Genomic DNA, 20,308 nt, shown 5'->3' on the forward strand with positions numbered 1-20,308 from the left:
TCAGCTGTAGCGCGACTCGCAGGTCGTCGCGCCGTTGAGGACGCCCGCGCGGAAGGCGTCGACGCGGGAGAAGCCGCTGGGGACGGTGTTGCCTTCGGCGTCGCTGGCGGCGAGGCCGTCGGTGAGCAGGCCGGAGACCGCCTCGTCGAGGTCGCCCGCCGAGAGCTGGATGTCGCCCTGGCTGACCGGACGGCCGGGCTCGGCGAGTTTGCCGGTGACCACTCCCGACAGGCAGGCCGCGCGCAGGCCCGTCTTCGCGCCGGTGAGCGCTTGGCCGTTGCTGCGCTGCACGGCGAGGGTGTAGCGGGAGATGAACAGGACGTAGCCGTTGTAGTCGCCGCTCACCTTCACCGGGAGCGGGCCGTCGTCGCTGTCGTCGGCGGAACCGCGTTCGGCCAGGCCGGGCACGTCGGTGGCGATCACGTTCTTGGTGGGGCAGTAGGTGACCGGGTCGGTGACGGCACCGTCGTCGCACTCCACCTGCGATCCCGAGTAGTCGTAGGAGGGTGATTGCTGGACCGGCAGAATCGCCTGCAGGGCCTTGCTCAGCTCCACCAGATTGCTCTGGGTGATCGGGTATTCGCCGCGTCCCTGGTCGCCGGAGAAACTCTGCGGCAGATTGCCACGGCGCGATTCGATCTCGTCCTCGTCGATGCCTTTGCAGCCGCGTGCACCGTCGGTGAAACCGATCTGAACCGCGGTGACCCGCTCGAATGCCGAACCGTGCACGCTCTCCGGATCGTCGGGATCGGAATCGCGAATCGAAACCGTCGCGGCCAGCACGGAATTGAGGCCGTCGGAGGTGTTGATCGTGAAGTGCTTCGACTTGCCCTCGGCGACATGGCGCATGAACGCGCCGGCGAAACAATCGGCCTGCTGTTCCTTCACCAGTACCGGGGTCTTCTTGGTGACCATCTTGGCCATGGTCTGGATGGCGTGCCCGTATTCGTGGGCCAGCACCATCACCACCGACATCGGGCCGAAGGTCTCGCTCATCGTGGGCAGCAGCATCGCGCGGTCCCAGCCGATGGAGTTGTCGCTGCGGCAGTAGGCGGCGTTCACCAGGTGGTAGGTGGTTTCCTTGCAGAACTCGACCGCCGAGTTTCGTGGGGCACGCGCGTCCCAGGAGATGAGGGTGGTGACCGGGTCGAACGTCTCACCACGGAACTCGGTGCCGAACACCGACTCCCAGTAGGTCTGGATGTCCTCGATGGCGTTGAGGGCAAGGGCGTCGACCTCGCCGCCGTCACCGTTGGACGCGGTGAGCGAGGAATCCGCGACGCCCGGTCGTGGGCCGTTCGGGCCGCCGGTGGTCGGCAAACCGGCCACCCGGAAGGGGTCGTCGTAGATCGAGACCGCGCGGCCGTCGACCGCCCGTGTGCAGCCCACACTCAGCAGTGCGCATAGCACGGCGGTGATGGCAACGAGCACTTGGCCTTTCGGCATCGGTCCCCCTGGTCGGCCGGATACACGTGCAGGTCGGTCGCCGGATCGGGTGTGAAGCCGTCTCGGGGGCACCGCCGATGTCCGGGCGATGGCATAGTATCCGCTCCATGTCTTCACCGGGGGCGCAGACCATCACCGTGCGCCATGATGGAACCGAACGAGTCTTCGAAGCGAGCCAGCAGATCACCATGGGCCGTGCGCCCGAGGTCACCCTGTTCGTGGACAGTCCGCTGGTCTCGCGCGTGCACGCCACTCTGCGCTTCAGCAACGGCGCCTGGGTACTCGCCGACAACGGCAGCACCAACGGCGTTTTCGTCGACGCACGCAGGCTGAGTCAGCCGGTCTCGATCGACCGGCCGACCCAGGTACGCCTGGGCGACGCGATCAGCGGGCCACTGCTGCACCTCGTGCCCGCGGCGCCGGGGGCGGGATCGCGGCACGCGGCGACCATGGTGGCGCCGCCTTCGCAGCAACAACCGCAGCATCGTCCGCCGCAGCGTCCCGCCTTCCAGCCACCGTCACATCCGACGCCTCAACAGCAGCAACCACCCGCCCGGCCGCAGTACGTGCCGACCTCGCAGCTGCCGTCGCAGCCGGTCGCGCCGCAGGACAACATCAATATGACCCGCCGCGCCGACTCCTCGATGTTGCCGCCGGTGCGCAAGGCGGCCTCGACCGAACCGGTGGCGCGCGGTGACCGCATCCCGCCCGGCGGCCTGAGCATCGGCCGCACCTCCGACAACCAGATCGTGGTGAACGACCCGCTGGCCTCGCGCAAGCACGCACGGCTGGTTTCCTCACCGGAGGGGCTGGTCGTCGAGGACCTCGGGTCGGCCAACGGCACCTTCGTCAACGGTCATCGTCAGCAGCGCACGGTGCTGCGCGAGCGTGACATCGTCACCATCGGCAACATCGACTTCGTCGTCGCGCAGGGTGCGCTGGTGCACCGGCAGAAGCCGGTCGCCGAGCTGGGTCTCACGGTGCACGGGGTCGGGTTCACCGTCGAGGGCAACAAGCAGCTGCTCGTCGATGTGAACATGCAGGCAGGGCGTGGCACGCTCACTGCGCTGATCGGCCCCTCGGGCGCGGGCAAGTCGACGCTGTCGAAGCTGATCGCGGGCAATACCCAGCCCTCGGGCGGTGTGGTCACCTTCGAGGGCCGCAACCTGCACGCCGAATACGAGGCGCTGCGTTCGCGTATCGGCATGGTCCCGCAGGACGATGTGCTGCACCGTCAGCTCACCGTCCGCCAGGCCCTCGGTTTCGCCGCCGAGCTGCGGCTGCCGCCCGATACCACCAAGGCCGACCGTCAGCAGGTGATCGACGGTGTGTTGCAAGAGCTTTCGCTCACCCAGCACGCCGATACCCGGGTCGACCGGCTCTCCGGTGGTCAGCGCAAGCGCGCGTCGGTGGCGATGGAGCTGCTCACCGGTCCGTCGCTGCTGATCCTCGACGAGCCGACCTCGGGCCTCGATCCGGCGCTGGACCGGCAGGTCATGCAGATGCTGCGCGAACTGGCCGACGCCGGTCGCGTGGTCATCGTGGTCACCCACTCCGTGGCCTGCCTGGACATGTGTGACCAGGTGGTGTTGCTCGCGCCCGGTGGCAAGACCGCCTTCGCAGGACACCCCGGTGGCGTCGGTGCGGCGATGGGCACCAGCGACTGGGCCGAGATCTTCGCCAATGTCGCGGCCAACCCGGACCAGGCCTTCGCGGCGTATCGGTCCAGGCAGGCCTATGTGCCGCCGCCACCGCCGCCGCAGCCGTTGCAGCGCGGCAACACCGGTGCGCCGCCGCAGTCGAGTGGCATGCGGCAGTTCAGCACGTTGGCGCGCAGGCAGTTGCGGTTGATCTTCGCCGACCGCGGTTACCTGGTGTTCCTGGTGGTGCTGCCGTTCATTCTCGGCGCGTTGTCGCTGGTGGTGCCCGGTGAGAACGGCTTCGCCGCGGGGCCGCTGGTCGCCCAGCCCGACGGGTCGTTCGCGAAGTCCGGTGGTAGCGAGACCCAGCAGCTGCTGGTGGTGCTCATCCTCGGCGCGTGCTTCATGGGTGCGACGCTGAGCGTGCGTGACCTGGTCGGTGAGCGGACGATCTTCCACCGCGAACGGGCGGTCGGGCTGCTGCCGTCGGCGTACCTGCTGGCCAAGATCGCGGTGTTCAGCGTGGTCGCGTTCCTGCAGTCGGCGGTGCTGATCGGCATCACCCTGCTCGGCAAGAACCCGCCCGGTGCCGGGTCGCTGATTCCGAACGGCAGCATCGAGCTCTACATCGACATCGCCATGACGGCGGTCTGCTGTGTGGTGTTCGGTCTGCTGATGTCGAGTCTGGCCAAGTCCAACGAGCAGGTCATGCCGATGCTGGTGGTGATGATCATGGTGCAGCTCGTGATGGCCGGTGGTCTGATCCCGGTGACCGACCGTGTCGGCCTCGAGCAGGTGTCGTACCTGTTCCCGGCTCGCTGGGGGTACGCGTCGGGTGCGTCGACCGTCGACCTGAAGAATCTGTTCTGGGGTGCGCAGGACGATTCGCTGTGGACGCACTCGGTCGGCATCTGGATCCTCGACATCGTCATGGTGCTCGTGATCACCTCCGCCCTGGCGTTCCTCACCTGGACCCGCCTGCGGTTGAAGAGGTCGCAGGCATGATCGGGCAGGTAGAAGCCGTTTCGGTGGACACACTGCGCGTGTCGAGCGTCGACCGGGCACACTTGAGCCTGTGACCGTTCGAGTTGGCGCCCTGCATCTGGGGTGGGATGTGGTGTCTGTCGCCGCGGGTGGTGGTGAGACCCCCATCCGCCCGGTTCAGGTGGAGGGCACCTACACCCCGCCCGCCTACCTGCTCGCCGACGCCGCGGGCAGGTTGCACACCGCCGGTGTCGACCGGCAGCGACCCGATCTGGGGATGGCGATCGCCGATGTGCGCGACATCCTCGGGCACCCACAGATCGTGATCGCCGGCGCCACCTGGCCCGCCGAACTGGTGTTCCGGGCCAGGCTCTACAACCCGCTGGCCGCCGTCGGCAAGTATCTGCGCGGTAAGCCGCAGCTGGTGGCGTTGCCGTATCCGGACAGCTGGCCGGAGGAGAAGGTCGAGGTCTACGCCGGGCTGGTCGAACAGCTCGACGTGGTCGTCGAACCGCTACCGGAGAGCGTCGCGCTGTCGGGATACCTGCGCGCGCTCGGGCTGGTCTCGCCGCCGAGCGAGCGGCACCACACCGGCATCGGCGCCACCGGCATCTACTCCGACGGCCGCACGCTGCTGGTCGTCGCGGTGCACGGTGACGACGAGCAGCCGACCGAATCGGTGGAGGTCTCGGTGAACCCGGAGGCGCTGCGCGACGCGCGCACCGCCGACAACGTGGTGATCGAGGCGATGGCCGCGGCCCGTTCCATCGGCGCCGACACCTCGACGGTGCTGCTCGCGGGCAACGTGTGCTTCAACGACGCGCTGCGCCTGGCCTTCCAGAACCACCTCGGACAGCGGCTGCAGGTGGCCGATCACCCGATGCACGCGCTGGTGCTCGGCGCCGCGCATCTGCTGGTCACCGAGCCGTTCGACGAGGACGACTACCCCGAGCCGCAGCATCCGGGGCAGGCCTATGCCGCCCAGGTCGGCTGGGGTGCGCCGCCGGCCGCGCCGCCCGCCGCCCAGCCGCCGGGGCCCGCCGGTTTCGTGGCCGGACCGCCCGCCCAGTCCGGTGGGCGGCACGCGCTCGACGACGAAGCCGACCAGCGCGGAAAGCTCCTCGGCAAGGTCAAGAAGGGTTTCTTCGGCGCACCCGCCGTGCTCGGCGCGCTGGCGCTCGCCGCCACCGGCTGGCAGACCGACACCACCCTCGCGGCCGACGCCTCGGACTGCGCGTTCACCCCGTATGTCAACACCACGCCGCCCGAGGGCATCGCGACCGCGGACGGCAACCTGGCCGACGGGTGCGCCACCCCCGGCATCGACAACCTGCGCTACCTGATCCCTGGTCCGGCGCGCACCACCGACCCGGGCCCGCCGGTGGTCATCTAGTCCGATTGTGGGGGCGTCATACCCGGCTGGTATCGTTGGCCGCTGGCGTGTGGAACGTCGACCCGTTCGCGGTTCGGTGTCTCCGCGATGTCCCGGGTCTCCACCGGCCGCCGGGACAAATCTCGATTACGGGATCCATAACAGTTGGCCGGCAACACCGACGACAGACAGGGAACGACTGTGCCTACGTACAGCCCCAAGGCAGGTGACGTCACCCGCAAGTGGTACGTCATCGACGCCACTGACGTAGTCCTCGGCCGTCTCGCCGTGCAGGCCGCTGGCCTGCTGCGCGGCAAGGGCAAGCCGACCTACGCACCCCACGTCGATGGTGGCGACTTCGTCATCATCATCAACGCGGACAAGGTTGCCATCTCCGGCAACAAGAAGCAGGACAAGCTGATCCACCACCACAGCGGACACCCGGGCGGCCTCAAGTCGCGCACTGTCGGCGAGGTGTTGGCGACCCGTCCCGATCGTCTCGTGGAGAAGGCCGTCAAGGGCATGATCCCGAAGAACAAGCTGGGTAACGCGATCGCGGGCAAGCTGAAGGTCTACGCAGGCCCGAACCACCCCCACGCCGCGCAGCAGCCGGTTCCGTTCGAGATCAAGCAGGTGGCCCAGTGACCGCTCCTGAAGAGTTCACCCCCGAAGAGTTCGACGCGGTCGACGAGACCGTGGTCGAGGTCGTCGAAGACGGCGAAGGCTACGACGAGGGCGAGGCCGTCTACGAGGCGTCCTACGAGCCGATCGTCATCGATCGTCCCGTGCAGACCGTCGGCCGCCGTAAGGAAGCCGTCGTCCGCGTGCGACTGGTTCCGGGCTCCGGCAACTTCACCCTCAACGGCCGCACCATCGAGGATTACTTCCCGAACAAGGTGCACCAGCAGCTGGTGAAGTCCCCGCTGGTGACTGTCGAGCGGACCGAGTCCTTCGACATCGTCGCCCTGCTGCACGGCGGCGGCCCCTCGGGTCAGGCAGGCGCCCTGCGTCTGGCTATCGCCCGCGCGCTGATCGAGGTCACTCCCGAGGATCGTCCGGCGCTCAAGCGTGCCGGCTTCCTGACTCGTGACCCGCGTGCCACCGAGCGCAAGAAGTACGGCCTCAAGAAGGCCCGTAAGGCGCCTCAGTACTCGAAGCGCTGATTTCGGCACTGCCGACCACCGTCTTCGCCTACCTTGGCTGAGGCGGTACGGTCTGCGGAGCACGTGTGCGAGAGCAGGCTTCCAGCACGGCTGGTCGCCTGCTCTCGTGCTGTATATGGACCACCTACAAGGGGCAGGTATGGGACAGCTTTTCGGTACGGACGGCGTTCGTGGGCTCGCCAACGAGTCTTTGAGCCCGGAGCTGGCGATGCGGGTCGCCGGTGCGGCGGCGCAGGTGCTCAGCCGGGGCAAGAAGCGTCCGGTCGCGGTCCTCGGCCGTGACCCGCGGGCCAGCGGCGAGATGCTCGAGGCCGCGGTGACCGCGGGCCTGACCGCCACCGGTGTCGACGTGCTGTCCGTCGGTGTGCTGCCAACCCCGGCCGTCGCCTACCTCACCGGCCTGTACGACGCGTGCTTCGGCGTGATGATCTCCGCCTCGCACAACCCCATGCCCGACAACGGCATCAAAATCTTCGCGGCGGGCGGGCACAAGCTCGACGACGCCGTGGAACAGCGGATCGAGGCCCTGATCGCCGACGGCACCACCGTGCGCCCGACCGGCGCGGGCATCGGTCGCGTGCGCGGCGACTACACCGTCGAGGGCACCCACGAACGCTATGTCGAGCACCTGCTCGAATCGACCGGGGAGAACCTGTCCGGGCTCACCGTCGTGGTCGACTGCGCACACGGCGCGGCCGCCGAGGTGGCGCCGCAGGTGTACCGGGAGGCGGGCGCGACGGTGATCGCGATCAACGCCGAACCCAACGGTCTCAACATCAACGACGGCTGCGGTTCCACCCACCTGGACGCGGTCCGGGCCGCGGTGCTCGCCCACGGCGCCGACCTGGGTGTCGCGCTCGACGGCGACGCCGACCGGTGCCTCGCGGTCGACGCCGCCGGCGAGGTGGTCGACGGCGACAAGATCATGGCGGTACTCGCGCTGGCCATGCGTGAGTCGGGCGAACTGGTCGAAGACACCCTGGTCGCCACGGTGATGAGCAACCTCGGTTTGCATATCGCTATGCGCGCGGCCGGTATTCGCGTACTCACCGCCGCTGTCGGCGACCGCTACGTGCTCGAGGAGCTGCGTCGTGGTGGGTTCAGTCTCGGTGGCGAACAGTCGGGTCACGTGGTTTTCCCGCGCTACGGCACCACCGGCGACGGTGTTCTCACCGGGCTGCGGTTGATGGCGCGGATGGCCCAGACCGGTCGCGGGCTCGGGGAGCTGGCGTCGGTGATGAGCACCGTGCCGCAGGTGCTGGTGAACGTGAAGGTGTCGGACAAGGCCGCGGTCGCCGCCGCCCCCGAGGTGCGCGACGCGGTGGCCGAGGCGGAGCGCATGCTCGGCGAGTCGGGCCGGGTGCTGTTGCGCCCCAGCGGCACCGAGCAGCTGGTTCGGGTGATGGTCGAGGCCACCGATCCGGCGCAGGCGCGTCAGCTGGCCGACGACCTGGCCAAGCAGGTCGCCGCCGTCTGATCGGCTGGCGTGCCGTCGCCGCTGCATCTACTATCGGCCTACGCCGTAAGGACCTGTGTGCCCGTGGCGCGTGTGCTTGCTCGGCGCACCGGAGAGTTTGGCGCGCAGCACGATTCGAAGGGGGCCGATCATGGCGCCGCTGCCTGCCCGCAACTACCAGGATCAGTACTACGAGTACGGCGAGCCCCACCGCTGCGGTGGGGCGTGCGGACGGCCGGGGTGTCGTGAAGTGCCGCAGGGGTATTCGCCGACGGTGCCGATCCGCGACGAAGGATACGGTCAGCGCATCGAGGCCGAGACGTCGCGCAGCGGTGCGGTGGCGGTGCCACGGCCCTCGCCGCGCTCACGGTCGCTGATCGTGGTTGTCGCGATCCTGCTCGCCACGCTCGTCGCCGGGTTGGTCGGGATCAAGTTCGGGTCCGATATCGACCTGTTCGGTGCGGCGGAAACGGCTGTGGTCCAACCGATCTGATCAGAACTGCCCGGCGATGAAACCGGTGAACAGCACGAGGAAACCACCGACCTCACCCACGATCAGCCCGTACATCGACAGCTTCAGCGCGCCGGAGATCTCCCCGGCGAACTGGTCGGTGGTGTCGCGACGCAGGCCGTGCATCACGTAACTGGCGATCGCCCCGGCGAAGAACGCGAGAACCACCAGGTCGGCGGCCAGATTCACCAGCGTCGGCCAGGCGCTGAGCTCGGTGAACACGGCAAGCACCAGGCCCGCGAAGGAATACATCAGGGCCGCGCGGTGCGCGATGTCGACGTAGACGTGGGCGGCACCGTCGACCCGGATGCCGCGATATTTCCAGATCCCGAGCAGTAGGGCGCTCAGAAAGATGAGACCGGTGACGAGCAGCGTGACGCGGGTGTCGATGCCTAATGCCATGGGGTGTCCTATTTCTCGGTGAGCAGCCCGGCGGCCATGTGCCAACGGCGGGTCGCTCGCACAGAATCCAGCATGCGGCGGTCGTGCGTCACCAGAATCAGGGTGCCCGTGAAGGATTCGACCGCCTGCTCGAGCTGTTCGATGGCGGGCAGGTCGAGGTGGTTGGTCGGTTCGTCCAGGACCAGCAGGTTCACCCCGCGCGCCTGGAGCAAGGCAAGGGCCGCGCGGGTGCGTTCGCCCGGTGAGAGCGTGTCGCACGCCCGGATCACGTGCGGACCGCGCAGCCCGAACTTGGCCAGCAGCGTGCGGACATCGGCGTCGGGCCATTCGGGCATGGCCGCGCCGAAGGTGTCGACCAGCCGGTCGGTGCCGCGGAACAGCCCACGCGCCTGGTCCACCTCACCGACGGCGACACCGGAACCCAAAGCGGCAGAACCGGAATCGGGAGCGATCTTGCCGAGCAGCAGCCCGAGCAGGGTGGACTTGCCCGAACCGTTGGCGCCGGTGAGCACGATCCGGTCCGCCCAATCGATCTGGGTGGTGATCGGTCCGAGCGTGAACTCGCCACGGGTCACCGTCGCGTTGTTCGCGGTGGCAACCACCGCACCACTGCGCGGGGCGGTGGCGATCTCCATCCGCAGCTCCCACTCCTTGCGCGGTTCCTCGACCACCTCGAGCCGTTCGATGCGGCGCTGCGTCTGCCGAGCCTTCGCCGCCTGCTTCTCGGTGGATTCGGCGCGCGTTTTACGGCCCATCTTGTCCGAGTCGTTCTTGCCTTTGCGCCGGGCATTGCGCACACCGTGCTCGAGCCAGTTGCGCTGCATCTGGGCGCGTGCCTCCAAACCCGCTTTGGTGTCGGCGAATTCGTCGAACTGCTCGCGAGCGTGTTTGCGGGCGATCTCGCGCTCGGTCAGATACGCCTCGTACCCACCGTCGTACATGCCGTACTGCTGCTGCGCCAGGTCCAGTTCCAGCACACGATTCACGGTGCGAGCCAAGAACTCCCGATCGTGGCTGATCACCATCAGCGGCACCCGCACACCGGTGACGAAACGTTCCAGCCGTTCCAGGCCGTCGAGGTCGAGATCGTTGGTCGGTTCGTCGAGCAACAGGATGTCGAAGCGCGACAACAACACCGACGCCAGCCCGGCGCGCGCCGCCTGGCCACCCGACAGGCCCGTCATCGGGGTGTCAAGGCCACCGGCCAGGCCATCGATGAGGCCGAGTTCGGCCGCGACCTCCTCGGCCCGCTGCTCCAGGTCCGCGCCGCCGAGGGCGAGCCAGTGTTCCAGCGCGGGGGAGTAGTCGTCGTCTCCGCCTTCGCCGAGGCGTTCGGCGGCCGCGTCCATCACCCGCTGCGCGTGCGCCACTCCCGTTCGGCGGGAGAGGAATTCGAGCACGGTCTCGCCCTCGATGCGCTCCGGTTCCTGCGCCAGGTAGCCGACGGTGGCGTCCGGCGGGCTCAGCGCGATCGTCCCGTCACCCGCGTCGTGCTCGGCGAGCATACGCAGCAGCGTCGACTTGCCCGCGCCGTTCACGCCGACCAGCCCGATCACATCGCCCGGGGCGAGGGTGAAATCGAGGTCGGCGAACAGGGTCCGTTCGGCGTGTCCCGCGGACAGGCCGCTGGCGTGCAATGTCGTGCTCACCGCTCGAGTCTGCCCGATCTCAGGGTGTGACCCTGAGATGGGGTGGTGCGAAATCAGGGTGCGGATGGGTCCGTCGACCGATGCCGGGAGCGGCACGCGAGGGCACAGTTGAATCATCACCGCTCGACAGGAAGGCACACCATCATGACTGCCCCCGCCCGCCGCTTCACCCGCTCGACCAGCGACAAAATGATCGCAGGCGTCTGCGGCGGCATCGCCGACTACTTCGGGTGGAGCCCGAACGTCGTTCGCCTCGCCTTCGTCGCCTCCTGCCTGCTGCCCGGACCCCAGTTCCTGCTCTACCTGATCCTGTGGCTGATCATGCCCAAGAAATAACACCCGACGTGGCCGTGAGCCGCTCGCGGATGACAGGATGGTGGAGTTCCGCCGCGCCGTCATCCGCGAGTTTCCCGTTTGAGGAGGAGCCATGGTCACCTCGGGCGACATCCCCGGCTTCGGCCTACCCGACATCGACGCGCACACACCCCTCGACAGCCTCGGCCCCGTCGAACTCAACTCCCCCTCCCAAGACCTCGACGCCGACGGCGTAGCCGACTCCCTCACCCACACCGACCCCAACTCCACCACCATCTGGTCCGACTACGACGAGGACGGCCTCGCCGACCACGTGACGGTGATCGAGGAGGACGGGGACTATGCGGCGTGGGAGTACCACCGGCATCCGGATGGGACGTCGGAGTGGAGGAAGACGGATCAGGGGAATCTGGGAAAGTGAGGTTTTCGTGGGAACCGGTGGAGGGGTTCGCGCGTCGAAGTAGGTAGGCGTCATCCGGGCGCCGTGTGTTCGCGGAGGTGGGGGAGATGAGTACGCAGGTTTCCGGCGGTGTCGTCGTCGACAAGACGGCGATGGACAAATCGGTCAGCAGCCTGAGGGCCACCGTGACCGAAGTGCGCACGGCGGCAAAGAATGTGGCGAACAACGACTGGGGCGACGGCACCGAGGCAGGTCGGGCCTACGCGGCCTACGGCGTCCGGGTCTCACAAGGTCTCGACCGCGCTGTCACCTGGCTCAGGGTGTGGACGACTTCGGTCGAAGCCACCGCCGACGCGATCGGTAAGGCCACGGTGGAATACGCCGAGGTGGACAAGAACACTGCGCGCGCCCTCGATCAGGCAGCAGCGAAGTGAGCACTGACGTGCGGCGGGAGGTTCTGCGATGACCAAGACCGTTGATCAGATTCTCGACGACGGCGCGAAGGGGCTCCTCTATTTCGAGCAGCTGTTGCCGCTGTATCAGGAGGCGTTCGGCACAGACCTCGGTTGGCCGCTGCTGAAGATTCAGGCGACCTATGACCAGGAGCGGGAGATGAATCTCGCCAAGATGCAGGCATCCGCGGATGCTCTGAAAGCGATGATCACTGTCGCCGACACACAGCGAGGTGTGCAGCAGACCACGGCGAACAGTTTGGGGGCGAGCTGGCAGGGGGCGGCCGCAGAGGCCGGCATAGGGCGGTTGCGCGAGATCGTCGGGTTCGCGGAACAAGATCGCAATCCGGTCCAGACCCTTGCGAACGCGATGTCGGATGCAGTGCCTACCCTTCGGCAGATCGTGGAGCAGAAAGCGACGACTGTTCTGCAGATCGCGGCCGGATACCGTGAACGGGGCGGGCAGACGGTGATCACGGTCAAAGAAATGCCCGCAGACGATATCCGGCGGATCATCGACGCCAGCAAGACCGGCGATATCACGGATATGCTGCTGAATACGTTGACCGACCTCGACGGCATCGAAAATCGCACCAAAGATGTCGAGCGACATTCCGACGAGTGGAAACAGGCGGTCAAGGAGACCTGCAAAGAGTGGCTGGACGAGGTCTTCAAGCAGGCCTACAGCGACAAGCTCGATGTTTTCAGAGCCCAGTGCAACGTTGCTCAAACCGGCATCGAAGGCAAATACAACTACCTCCAGGCGCTTGCCGACGCGATCCAGGAGCGTGCGTATCCGTCGGTCGCGGGGGTTGCTGCTGCACCGGTCGAGGAGCCCTCCAAGGGCGACCAGTCCGGAGCCAAAGGAAACCAGAACTCGGACGGTAGTTCCGCCGGTGCCGCCAAAGGCAGCCAGAACTCGGACGACCAAACCAGTGCCGCGGGCACGCAAAAGGGCGACACCTCGTCACCGGTCAAGACCACGACGCAGGACACCGACGACTCCGACGACGACAGTTCCGAAACCAGCACCGCGCTGACTACTCTTGCCACCACACTCAGCGAACTCGGCACGACGGTGTCGAGCGCACTGACCGGAGATCTCGGGAGTTCGTTGACTTCTGCAGTCGAATCGGTCGGCACCGCCATCAGTGATGGCATCGAGCAGATGACGGAGCAGGCGAGCAGTCTGTTCTCGGGAGAGCACGAGGCGTCGTTCCAGTTGGGCGATACGAAGGTGACGATCCAGGCGGGTGCGGAAGGCCTGTCGTTGACGACGACAGGCGTCGACGGCCAGACGAACGAATATCGGCTGACCTTGGACGAGAACGGAATTCCCGTGGTCACCACGGAGTCCGGTTCGGACGGCTCGACCGGCGAGGGCGAGGCGGGTGTACTCGGCACGGGGACACCGGAATCCGGGACAGGACAGGGCACGGCGGGCCTCGAAGATGCGGGGACGGGGGCGGGAGGTGGCGCGGATGCCACGACGTCCGAAACTCCCGACCTGACGAATGCGCCGGTGACCAGCGAAGTCGGTGCGGGCGATCCCTCCTCGGGTTCGGTGGCCGGCGGCGTTCCGGTCGGTCCACGGTCCCAGCAACAAGAGACCGACGGTGAACACATCCCGAGCGTCGAGGACCACCAGGCAAGCAACCCGGGTGACAGTGGCGCGGTTCTGGCCGAGGCGGGCCCGCTGTGAGCAGGAACAGAGCTGGCGGATCGCGCCGGACGTCGGGAGAATGATCGATCGTGGACTACGCGGCGGAGTTCGAGCAGATCGCGGCCGAGACCCATCGCCGCTCGGTCATGCTGCGAGAAGAACTCGATGAGATCGACCGGCAGACGGAAATTCGCGCACAGCAGGTAGCTGCCAATGCGGCCCGACGCTTCGATGAAGTGGTCGAATTGCTTGCACAGGAGGCGGCCGAAGCCGAAATCGCTGAGCCACAGCCTGATTCACATGAGGTGCAGGAGGAGCGCATCCAGCCCTTTGCCCGCGCTGTGGCCCCACCGCCGCCTCCGGTCTTCCCCGCAGACCCCGACCCGACCCTGACACCTGAGCAGCAGCGCCAGGCCGAGATCCGCGCCGCCGTGGCGCGAGCGCGGGCAGCGAGGGAAGCGCGCTCGGTCGTCGCCCCCTCCGATGGTGACTACGACCAGGAATCCGAGTACTACCGACGTTCGACCTGGCTGGACTGATCCTGCATATCGTGATGATTCGCCTCGGCATGGCCGGTGCGAGGGTACGGGACGGGCCGACTGTGGACCGCTGACGAGGGGAACGACTTGATAGGCGTGGCCCGCGCGGGTTCGACAGTGCCCGGTGCGCCCGCGTCGCAGCTGGCGACATACTGCATGGCGATCCAGAGGTTGTCTCCCTCCAGTCCACGATCCTGCACCGAGACGATGTTCGGGTGCTCGAGTTGCGCGACCAGATCGGCTTCACGCTCGAACCGTTGCCGAATTGCATTGTCTCCCAGCAGGTCCTAATTGAGGATCTCGAGCGCCACCAGCCGCGGCAGCCTCGGATGCCTGGCGAGATACACGGTGCCCATCCCGCCTCGCCCGAGAACTCGCTCGATCCCGTACCCCGCGAACTTCCCGAAGTCCCTTAGGTATCCACTTCTATCCTTCTCTGTACGTTCATCCGAGCCAACTACGACCGCGGAAATACTCGCTTTCCTGGTCGTAGCCGTCGTAGTCGACGGGTTCGACGACCTCGGCTGCTCGCCGTGCGGCGGCGGAACGGGCGATTGCTTCGCGAGCTTCGCGCAATTCGGCTTCGCGGCGAGCGGTCTCGTCGTCCAGGGGCGGAGATTCGGGAGTGTACGCAGCCGGCTCGGCGGTGACGACGTGTTGCACGGGCTGGGACACCGCGCGAGTGCCGTCGTCAACCGGTGTCGACTGATGCGAACTGTTGGCCGGCATCGCCACCCATCGATGTTGTTCTGCTTCCTGGCGGGCGGTCTCGTCGTTGACGGGCAATTCAGGCTGGGGGACAGCTTCCTTCGCTGCGGAGGTTTGCTCTGCGGCTCGTTGCTCCTCGGCTCGGGCGGCGGCGAGCAGCATGTCCCCTGTGGCTTGCAAGCGGGCACGCTCGTCGTCGAATTCTGCTCGGAGCATGCGGACACGGCGGAGGTGTTCGGCGACAAGGTCTTCGATGGGGGAGTTACTCACAGGGGACCTGCCTCTGCCAGCTGTGCACCGGACTCTCCGGGGCCTGGCTGGCCGGTACCGGGAGTGGTGGGGTGGTGTTCGTTGTCGGGTTCGTCGGTGGCGGTCCATGCGGGGGCGCCGCTGTAGCTGCCAGGGTTGTTCTCGGCTTCCTGGCCGCGGGCATTCAGTGAGCCGGTGGGATTCGGTGTTGCGCCGGATAGTGTTCCGGCATCTTCGGGTGCGGCGGGGGCCTGGCTGCTGGACGAGGAAGGCTCGCCGGTGCCGACTGCGCCGGACGAGGTGTTGTCGGTGACGACCGGGACACCGTTCTCGTTGAGAGTAAGGCCGTATTCGTGTGCCGTGCCGGTGGAGTCGGTCGTAGTGAGCTTGAGCTGTCCGTCTTCGCCGGTCGTCAAGCTGAGTGTCGTTCCGGCGATACTGAATTCGGTAGTGCTGTTCCCACTGAACAACGAGCTCAGCTGTTCGATTCCGGTGGTGATCGAAGTGCCGAGCGAACTGAGGCCCGTGCCGATCGATTGGGCGATCGATTCGGCCGAATCCGTCGATCCCGAGGTCAGGCTCGACAACTCGCTGGCCACGGAGCTCAATGTGGACAGCCCACTCGAGACCGTGGACAGCAAGTTGCTCAGATCTGTGGACGAGTCGTCGTCTTTGTCGTCGTCGTCGGGATCGTCGGTTGTTGTCGTATTCTTCAATCCGGCGGTGTCGGTCTTCGTATCGTCGTCGGTATTCGTGTTGGGTTTCCCTCCGGTCGATGCGTTATCGTCCCCGTTGGGCTTGCCAGTATTGGGTACTGCGTTCTCGGGAGTTGCCGGTGCGGGGGAATCCGTTGGCATCGGATACGCGAGCGCCTCGACGTTGCCGAGTGCGGCGGTGGCTTGCTTGAAAGCCTCGCTGATGACGGTGGAGGTTTCTTTGCAGACCTCCTCGAAATGGAGGACAGTTGCTTCGACCTGCGGGACGAATACGTTGCGCAGGAAGTCCATCTGATATTGGACATCATCTGCAGTGTCGACACAGTTCTTGATTGTCTGTAGCAGGAACTCTTCGCTGCGGCCTTCCATCGTGAAGTCCGCAGTGCCTGCGGGCCGGTAATAACCTTTGACGTCCGTAGCTTTCTCCGTCACAATAGTACGAAGCGCGGTTGCGAGCTCGCTCAGCTCACGAGAGGCGATCTGAGCATTGTTGTAGTCCGCTTCGGCGCGTCGAACCTGCTCGTTGATCATATTGAAGGCGGCATCACCCGCGTCGCCTTGCCAGATGTTCTGTACGGCGTTGCGTTGGGTCTGTTGTTTCTGCAGCTCAGTGGAGAGTTTGGGAAGGGTGGACGCGAGCAGGGTCGCCATGCGCTCGATGGCTTCGATATCCATATCGCGTTCTTTGTCATAGAGTGCATAGAAATGATCGAGTTCCCGTGCCGCGATATCAGCTCTGCCCAAGTTATACTTTTCGAGGCACTTCCGATACAGCGGGAGGTAGTTTTCGAAATACTCGAGGCCGTCGTCGCCGTCATCGAGAATCTTGTCGGCATTCCCGGCGGACTTCGAGACGTTGTGTTCCCAGTCGGAGTTGATCTTTCCTTCGGTGACAACGCCCGCTTCGTTCGCTGACCAGGTCATCCGAGATTCACCCCTTGTGCTTTGAACTTGGTGACGTTGGCATCGTCGACGGCTGAGTAGGTGTTCGCACTAGTTGTATAAGTGCTGCCGGACTTGGCGATCGCGGTCTCCCAGTGCGTCAACCACGCGCCGATGTTCCCGATCTCGGCGCCGAACTTGGTGCCTTCGTCCCCGTAGCCGCGTCCAGCTTGCTTAGCGGTGAAAGACCACCCGCTGACTTCCTTGTTGAGTGTCTTGATCGTGCCTGCCGAAGTGGTGAGATGCCCCCCGAGCGTGCGCAGCAGATCTGGATCGACCCTGACATGACTCCCCATCGGGACCCTCCCTTGTTGTTCGTCGCCGTCCGGTGTCGGCTACCTCGTTGTCTTGTTACAGCCCGGCCCACGGAGCCGGAACAGCTGGTTCGGCCTGCTCTTGTATACGGGTGAGGGCGCGGTCGATCCAGTTCGTGAACAGCGTGGTCAAGCCGTCGGCGCCGATCGGGCGCAGCTCGAGGTGCTCGCGGTTGCGTTGTATCAGGTAGCGGCCGTCATCTTTGACGTCCAACCAGCGGGCGCTGAACCACGGTTCCTGGCCGTCGGTGAACGGTTCGGCTCGTAGTCGGGCCCAGGCGGAACCGTGGCGGGGGCGGTTGATGAACTGGTCGAAACGTTGGCTGGGTGTGGTGGTCCAGGTGTCCGAACGGCGAGTGCGTGCGGTCAGGTCTTCGAGGTGGAAGATGTCGGCGGCGCTGCGACCCGCCGGGCACTCGGGGACGATCCAGGACAGGCGGCCGGGCAGTTGTTCCGGCCTGAGCAGTCGGCAGCGGATGCGTTCGGCCACTCCGTCGGTCGTCGCCGTTTGGGTGAGCAGGACCGCGTGGTGTGCGGTGCGGGCGCCGATGACGCGGTACTCCTTGGTGGTGCCCTTGGCGATCGCATCGGAATCGCCAAGGATCTCGACCCGCAGTCGGGCGTGGGTGAGGGTGTGGAAGGCGAGTTCGATGAGTTCGTGCTCATCGATGTCGTAGCGCGCACGTACGGCCGCGTTGTGCTGGTCTACATCCTCGAGCCAGGCGAAACGACTGGTGTAGCTGAGCGGAAAGGGGAATCTGTCGCGGCCGGGGCTGAACCACAGCGCGGCGAAATCATCGGGGTCCCAGGTCCATTCGGTCATTCGTCGGCACCGATCACACCGCCCGGCAAGGTCTTGGGGAGTTCACCGAGCAGTTCCTCGGTGTTCTTGGCGTTCCTGAGCCATTCCGGGATGTCGTGGGTGGACTCGTCGTCTTGTCCACCACGGGCACCGGGCGCCCCCATGCCGCCCATCATGCCCGGCATTCCTCGGCCCGCTCCGGCGCCGGTGCCCGCGGCGACGGCCGCCGCGCCGCCCGCCGAGGGGGTACCTGGTGTCGCTCTGCCGGGGCCAGGGACCGACGGCGATCCGCCGCCCGGCGTTCCCGCGCCGCCGGGGGATCCTGTGCCGGGCGATCCGGAACCAGGAGTACTAGTTCCCGCAGGCGAGGTAGAGGTCGGTGTGGTCGCCGGGGAGTCGGGCGTGGTCGAAGCGGGCGTCGTCGAGTCATCGGTGCCGGGGTCGCCGCTGGTGGAGTCGTCGGTCGAACTGCCGGGGGATTCGTCGTCGGTGGCGCCGGGATCCGTGGTGGCGGGCTGATCGGTGGCCGGGGTTGTGGTCGCGGGCACCGAGGTGGCCGGTGCGTCCGAGTTCGGGCCACTGCTGGATCCATCGCCGCCGGGATTGCTTGCTGGATCGAAGGAGTACAGCGGGCTCGCCGGGTTCACCGCCGCAGGAAAGACCGGGATCTTGCCGTCCGACTCGGTGAACCTGTCGACGTAGTTGAGCCGCATCGCCTCCCGCGCTTCGGCTGTGGCCGCATCCCGGCTCTCTTTCGACCGGGGGCCGTCGGTGACCCAATCCGCGAATCGTCCGAGCCACTCGTCGTCGTCACGGCGGTTCTTGGGCTCGTGGACTTGCTGTTTGGTCATCACGACCCCGTTCGCCGCCCGTGTCACCTCGGTGGCGAGGGCATTCAGGGCGGGCGACAGCTCGAGGGCGCGGGTGGTGTAGTTCGAGATCGCGGTGCGTGAGGCCTCCGCCGCGGCACCTTCCCACGCCGCCTGACTGGAATGCTTGATGCGTGCGGCGAAATACTCGACCGCGTTGTTCCAGCCGTGCGCCAGCATCGTGTATTCCTGGGCCGACTGCTGCGCGGTGGTGGGGTCGAGGGGGCTGAACGCTTGAAAGATATCCGAGTGCTCGAAGTTGCCGGGGTTCTCTCTCGTGGCGATCTTGGGTTCTTCGGTACCCGTCATGACTGACCCACCTGGATGACCGTGGTGCCCGGCTCGATCTTGCCGGTGAACGGTGCGTTGATCGGGCTGGCGGGCATGTCGGCGAGTTTGCTGTCGTAGGCGGCTGCGAATTCGGCGTCGCTCTCGCGGAACTTCTGGGCGATCGTGCGATGCAGGATCTGGATGTCGTCGGCGATCTTGTAGTGCTGATCCAGGATGTCGTAGACGTTGTTGTCGGAATCCCTGGCTGGGTCGACGATCTTGGCTTTGCCACGGAACCGGCCGACCAGGGTCTGGGCGGATGTCAGGCGTTCGTGGTTCTCACCGAGACCCCAGTTCTCACGTAGAGATATCTGCCGTGCAGCGTCTTGAAGTCGTCGGATCTCACCCTTGAAGGCCTCGCAGTCACGTTCGATGTAGGCGAACTCCTCGGCGTTGACAACGATGTTGTCGCTGAACCCCACGGTCAGCGCACCGTTCTTCGCCTGTTCGATCAGTGACCCCAGCGGTGATGTCCCAGTCATCGCCTCTCCCTCCCTGTTCGTTCTGGTCCCGCTACATGCCGTCCGTGATCGTCGGTGCCAGCATCTCGGCCAATGACGTCGCGATATCGCAGGCATTCCTGCCCTTCGACTTCCGCGCCGATGGCTGATTGGAGATGCCGATTTCCATGCCGCCGCCACGCATCTCGACGTTGAGGGTGCAGTGTTCCATCGGCTGCTCCGCCGGCAACCAGTACGCGACGGTCGATCGTCCGCCGATTGTTCCTTGTTCGCCGATGGTCCATTTGGAGCTGGGACTTTCCAGGATCTGCTGTCCGGTGATCGTCGTCACCGTGATGTTGGCCGTGAATCCATCGCTCTGTAGCCACGAGCAGCCCAGCCACTTCCTCGTGGTCCCCGGCGAATTCCAGGTCTTGTCCTCGCGCCCCTTCTTCAACTGCTCCGCATCGATCACCGACTGCGGCAGGTTGCACCCATCGAACCCGGTCGGCAACGGCACATCGGTCGACGTCGGCGCGGCGGCCACATCGTCGCCCGGTTCATCGGTTCCACAGGCCCCGACCAGCAGGGCGATGACAACCAGCCCGGCAGACATGACAGACCGTCGGCTCATGAGTGCTTTCCCTCCTGTCGGCGCGACCGCGGACTCCCCGCCACGATCGGCCCGACTCTACCGGTCAGAATAGTCGGGGCGCATCTGTGGCGGAGCGGGTACAGATACTGATCATGCGAGGTCGACACCCAGTGCCCACAGCTCGCGGCACCGATCCGGAGCCAAGGTGCCCTGACGATGTTCGCCCCGCCGGGTGGCCAGCCAGTCAGCAGGTGAAATCCGCTCGCGGGGACATAGTTTGGGGACGGGCCAGGACATCGCCGTGTTCGTCTCGGTAGTCGGCAAGCGCGGACAGGGCTGTGTTCCACACGG

21 protein-coding genes and 1 pseudogene are annotated in these 20,308 nt (G+C 66.2%); 11 read left to right on the forward strand and 11 right to left on the reverse strand.

The genetic code is table 11. The features are described from left to right. Positions 1 to 1,446, reverse strand: coding sequence for a metallopeptidase (locus AB0F86_RS20835; protein ID WP_181701296.1), 1,446 nt, complete (start codon positions 1,444 to 1,446; stop codon positions 1 to 3). 107 nt (positions 1,447 to 1,553) lie between these two features. Between AB0F86_RS20835 and AB0F86_RS20840 the strand changes: the two genes are divergently transcribed. The 6 genes from AB0F86_RS20840 to AB0F86_RS20865 all read left to right on the forward strand — a co-directional run bounded on the left by AB0F86_RS20840 (position 1,554) and on the right by AB0F86_RS20865 (position 8,554). Beyond that, the gene (locus AB0F86_RS20840; RefSeq protein ID WP_181701294.1) at positions 1,554 to 4,091 is read left to right on the forward strand and encodes an FHA domain-containing protein; all 2,538 of its coding nucleotides are present in this window, start codon (positions 1,554 to 1,556) and stop codon (positions 4,089 to 4,091) included. Between the two features lie 70 nt (positions 4,092 to 4,161). After that, positions 4,162 to 5,463 carry a hypothetical protein gene (locus AB0F86_RS20845; protein WP_356984949.1) on the forward strand — a complete coding sequence of 434 codons (1,302 nt, stop codon included), beginning with the start codon at positions 4,162 to 4,164 and terminating at the stop codon, positions 5,461 to 5,463. Between the two features lie 180 nt (positions 5,464 to 5,643). Next, positions 5,644 to 6,087 carry a 50S ribosomal protein L13 gene (gene rplM, locus AB0F86_RS20850; protein WP_022567307.1) on the forward strand — a complete coding sequence of 148 codons (444 nt, stop codon included), beginning with the start codon at positions 5,644 to 5,646 and terminating at the stop codon, positions 6,085 to 6,087. After that, a complete protein-coding gene (gene rpsI, locus AB0F86_RS20855; protein ID WP_084457283.1) occupies positions 6,084 to 6,605 on the forward strand; it encodes a 30S ribosomal protein S9 in 522 nt (173 codons plus the stop codon). Before rplM ends, rpsI begins: the two co-directional genes overlap by 4 nt. Before the next feature lie 139 nt (positions 6,606 to 6,744). After that, a complete protein-coding gene (gene glmM / locus AB0F86_RS20860; protein ID WP_181701292.1) occupies positions 6,745 to 8,082 on the forward strand; it encodes a phosphoglucosamine mutase in 1,338 nt (445 codons plus the stop codon). A gap of 130 nt (positions 8,083 to 8,212) precedes the next feature. Next, positions 8,213 to 8,554, forward strand: coding sequence for a hypothetical protein (locus AB0F86_RS20865; protein ID WP_181701290.1), 342 nt, complete (start codon positions 8,213 to 8,215; stop codon positions 8,552 to 8,554). Here AB0F86_RS20865 and AB0F86_RS20870 read toward each other — a convergent pair whose 3' ends face one another. Together AB0F86_RS20870 and AB0F86_RS20875 are read right to left on the reverse strand one after the other, a co-directional pair. Beyond that, positions 8,555 to 8,974: a hypothetical protein gene (locus tag AB0F86_RS20870; RefSeq protein WP_225281970.1), complete on the reverse strand. Its 420-nt coding sequence runs from the start codon at positions 8,972 to 8,974 to the stop codon at positions 8,555 to 8,557. A gap of 8 nt (positions 8,975 to 8,982) precedes the next feature. Further along, positions 8,983 to 10,623, reverse strand: a complete 1,641-nt coding sequence (locus AB0F86_RS20875; protein ID WP_356984948.1) for an ABC-F family ATP-binding cassette domain-containing protein — start codon at positions 10,621 to 10,623, stop codon at positions 8,983 to 8,985. Positions 10,624 to 10,767: 144 nt separating this feature from the next. Here AB0F86_RS20875 and AB0F86_RS20880 point away from each other — a divergent pair, with 144 nt between their 5' ends. The 5 genes from AB0F86_RS20880 to AB0F86_RS20900 all read left to right on the forward strand — a co-directional run bounded on the left by AB0F86_RS20880 (position 10,768) and on the right by AB0F86_RS20900 (position 13,992). Further along, positions 10,768 to 10,959: a PspC domain-containing protein gene (locus tag AB0F86_RS20880; protein WP_181701284.1), complete on the forward strand. Its 192-nt coding sequence runs from the start codon at positions 10,768 to 10,770 to the stop codon at positions 10,957 to 10,959. 91 nt (positions 10,960 to 11,050) lie between these two features. After that, positions 11,051 to 11,359, forward strand: a complete 309-nt coding sequence (locus tag AB0F86_RS20885) for a DUF6802 family protein (RefSeq protein ID WP_225281972.1) — start codon at positions 11,051 to 11,053, stop codon at positions 11,357 to 11,359. A gap of 86 nt (positions 11,360 to 11,445) precedes the next feature. Continuing rightward, positions 11,446 to 11,772, forward strand: coding sequence for a hypothetical protein (locus tag AB0F86_RS20890; protein ID WP_356984947.1), 327 nt, complete (start codon positions 11,446 to 11,448; stop codon positions 11,770 to 11,772). Between the two features lie 28 nt (positions 11,773 to 11,800). Beyond that, positions 11,801 to 13,492 carry a hypothetical protein gene (locus tag AB0F86_RS20895; RefSeq protein WP_356984946.1) on the forward strand — a complete coding sequence of 564 codons (1,692 nt, stop codon included), beginning with the start codon at positions 11,801 to 11,803 and terminating at the stop codon, positions 13,490 to 13,492. 50 nt (positions 13,493 to 13,542) lie between these two features. Next, positions 13,543 to 13,992, forward strand: coding sequence for a hypothetical protein (locus tag AB0F86_RS20900; protein WP_356984945.1), 450 nt, complete (start codon positions 13,543 to 13,545; stop codon positions 13,990 to 13,992). A 146-nt stretch (positions 13,993 to 14,138) separates the two neighbouring features. Here the strand turns inward: AB0F86_RS20900 and AB0F86_RS20905 are convergent. From AB0F86_RS20905 to AB0F86_RS20940, 8 genes and pseudogenes are all read right to left on the reverse strand, one after another. After that, positions 14,139 to 14,348: pseudogene (locus AB0F86_RS20905) on the reverse strand (serine/threonine protein kinase); the annotation flags it as partial. 88 nt (positions 14,349 to 14,436) lie between these two features. Further along, on the reverse strand, positions 14,437 to 14,862 hold the full coding sequence (locus AB0F86_RS20910) for a hypothetical protein (RefSeq protein ID WP_356984944.1): 426 nt from the start codon (positions 14,860 to 14,862) through the stop codon (positions 14,437 to 14,439). A 104-nt stretch (positions 14,863 to 14,966) separates the two neighbouring features. After that, complete coding sequence (locus AB0F86_RS20915; protein ID WP_356984943.1) at positions 14,967 to 16,589, reverse strand: WXG100 family type VII secretion target; 1,623 nt, start codon at positions 16,587 to 16,589, stop codon at positions 14,967 to 14,969. Next, positions 16,586 to 16,903, reverse strand: a complete 318-nt coding sequence (locus tag AB0F86_RS20920; RefSeq protein WP_356984942.1) for a hypothetical protein — start codon at positions 16,901 to 16,903, stop codon at positions 16,586 to 16,588. Before AB0F86_RS20920 ends, AB0F86_RS20915 begins: the two co-directional genes overlap by 4 nt. A 55-nt stretch (positions 16,904 to 16,958) precedes the next feature. Further along, positions 16,959 to 17,744 (reverse strand): ESX secretion-associated protein EspG, encoded by a 786-nt coding sequence (locus AB0F86_RS20925; protein WP_356984941.1) that lies wholly within the window; start codon positions 17,742 to 17,744, stop codon positions 16,959 to 16,961. Beyond that, on the reverse strand, positions 17,741 to 18,901 hold the full coding sequence (locus AB0F86_RS20930; RefSeq protein ID WP_356984940.1) for a hypothetical protein: 1,161 nt from the start codon (positions 18,899 to 18,901) through the stop codon (positions 17,741 to 17,743). The genes AB0F86_RS20925 and AB0F86_RS20930 overlap by 4 nt, the downstream gene beginning before the upstream one ends. After that, a complete protein-coding gene (locus AB0F86_RS20935) occupies positions 18,898 to 19,404 on the reverse strand; it encodes a hypothetical protein (protein ID WP_356984939.1) in 507 nt (168 codons plus the stop codon). The genes AB0F86_RS20930 and AB0F86_RS20935 overlap by 4 nt, the downstream gene beginning before the upstream one ends. 31 nt (positions 19,405 to 19,435) lie before the next feature. After that, positions 19,436 to 19,978 carry a DUF3558 domain-containing protein gene (locus AB0F86_RS20940; RefSeq protein WP_356984938.1) on the reverse strand — a complete coding sequence of 181 codons (543 nt, stop codon included), beginning with the start codon at positions 19,976 to 19,978 and terminating at the stop codon, positions 19,436 to 19,438. Between the last annotated feature and the right edge of the window lie 330 nt (positions 19,979 to 20,308).

Origin of the sequence: Nocardia sp. NPDC023733, from assembly GCF_040639775.1 — a bacterium.
GTDB classification, from domain to species: domain Bacteria; phylum Actinomycetota; class Actinomycetes; order Mycobacteriales; family Mycobacteriaceae; genus Nocardia; species Nocardia rosealba.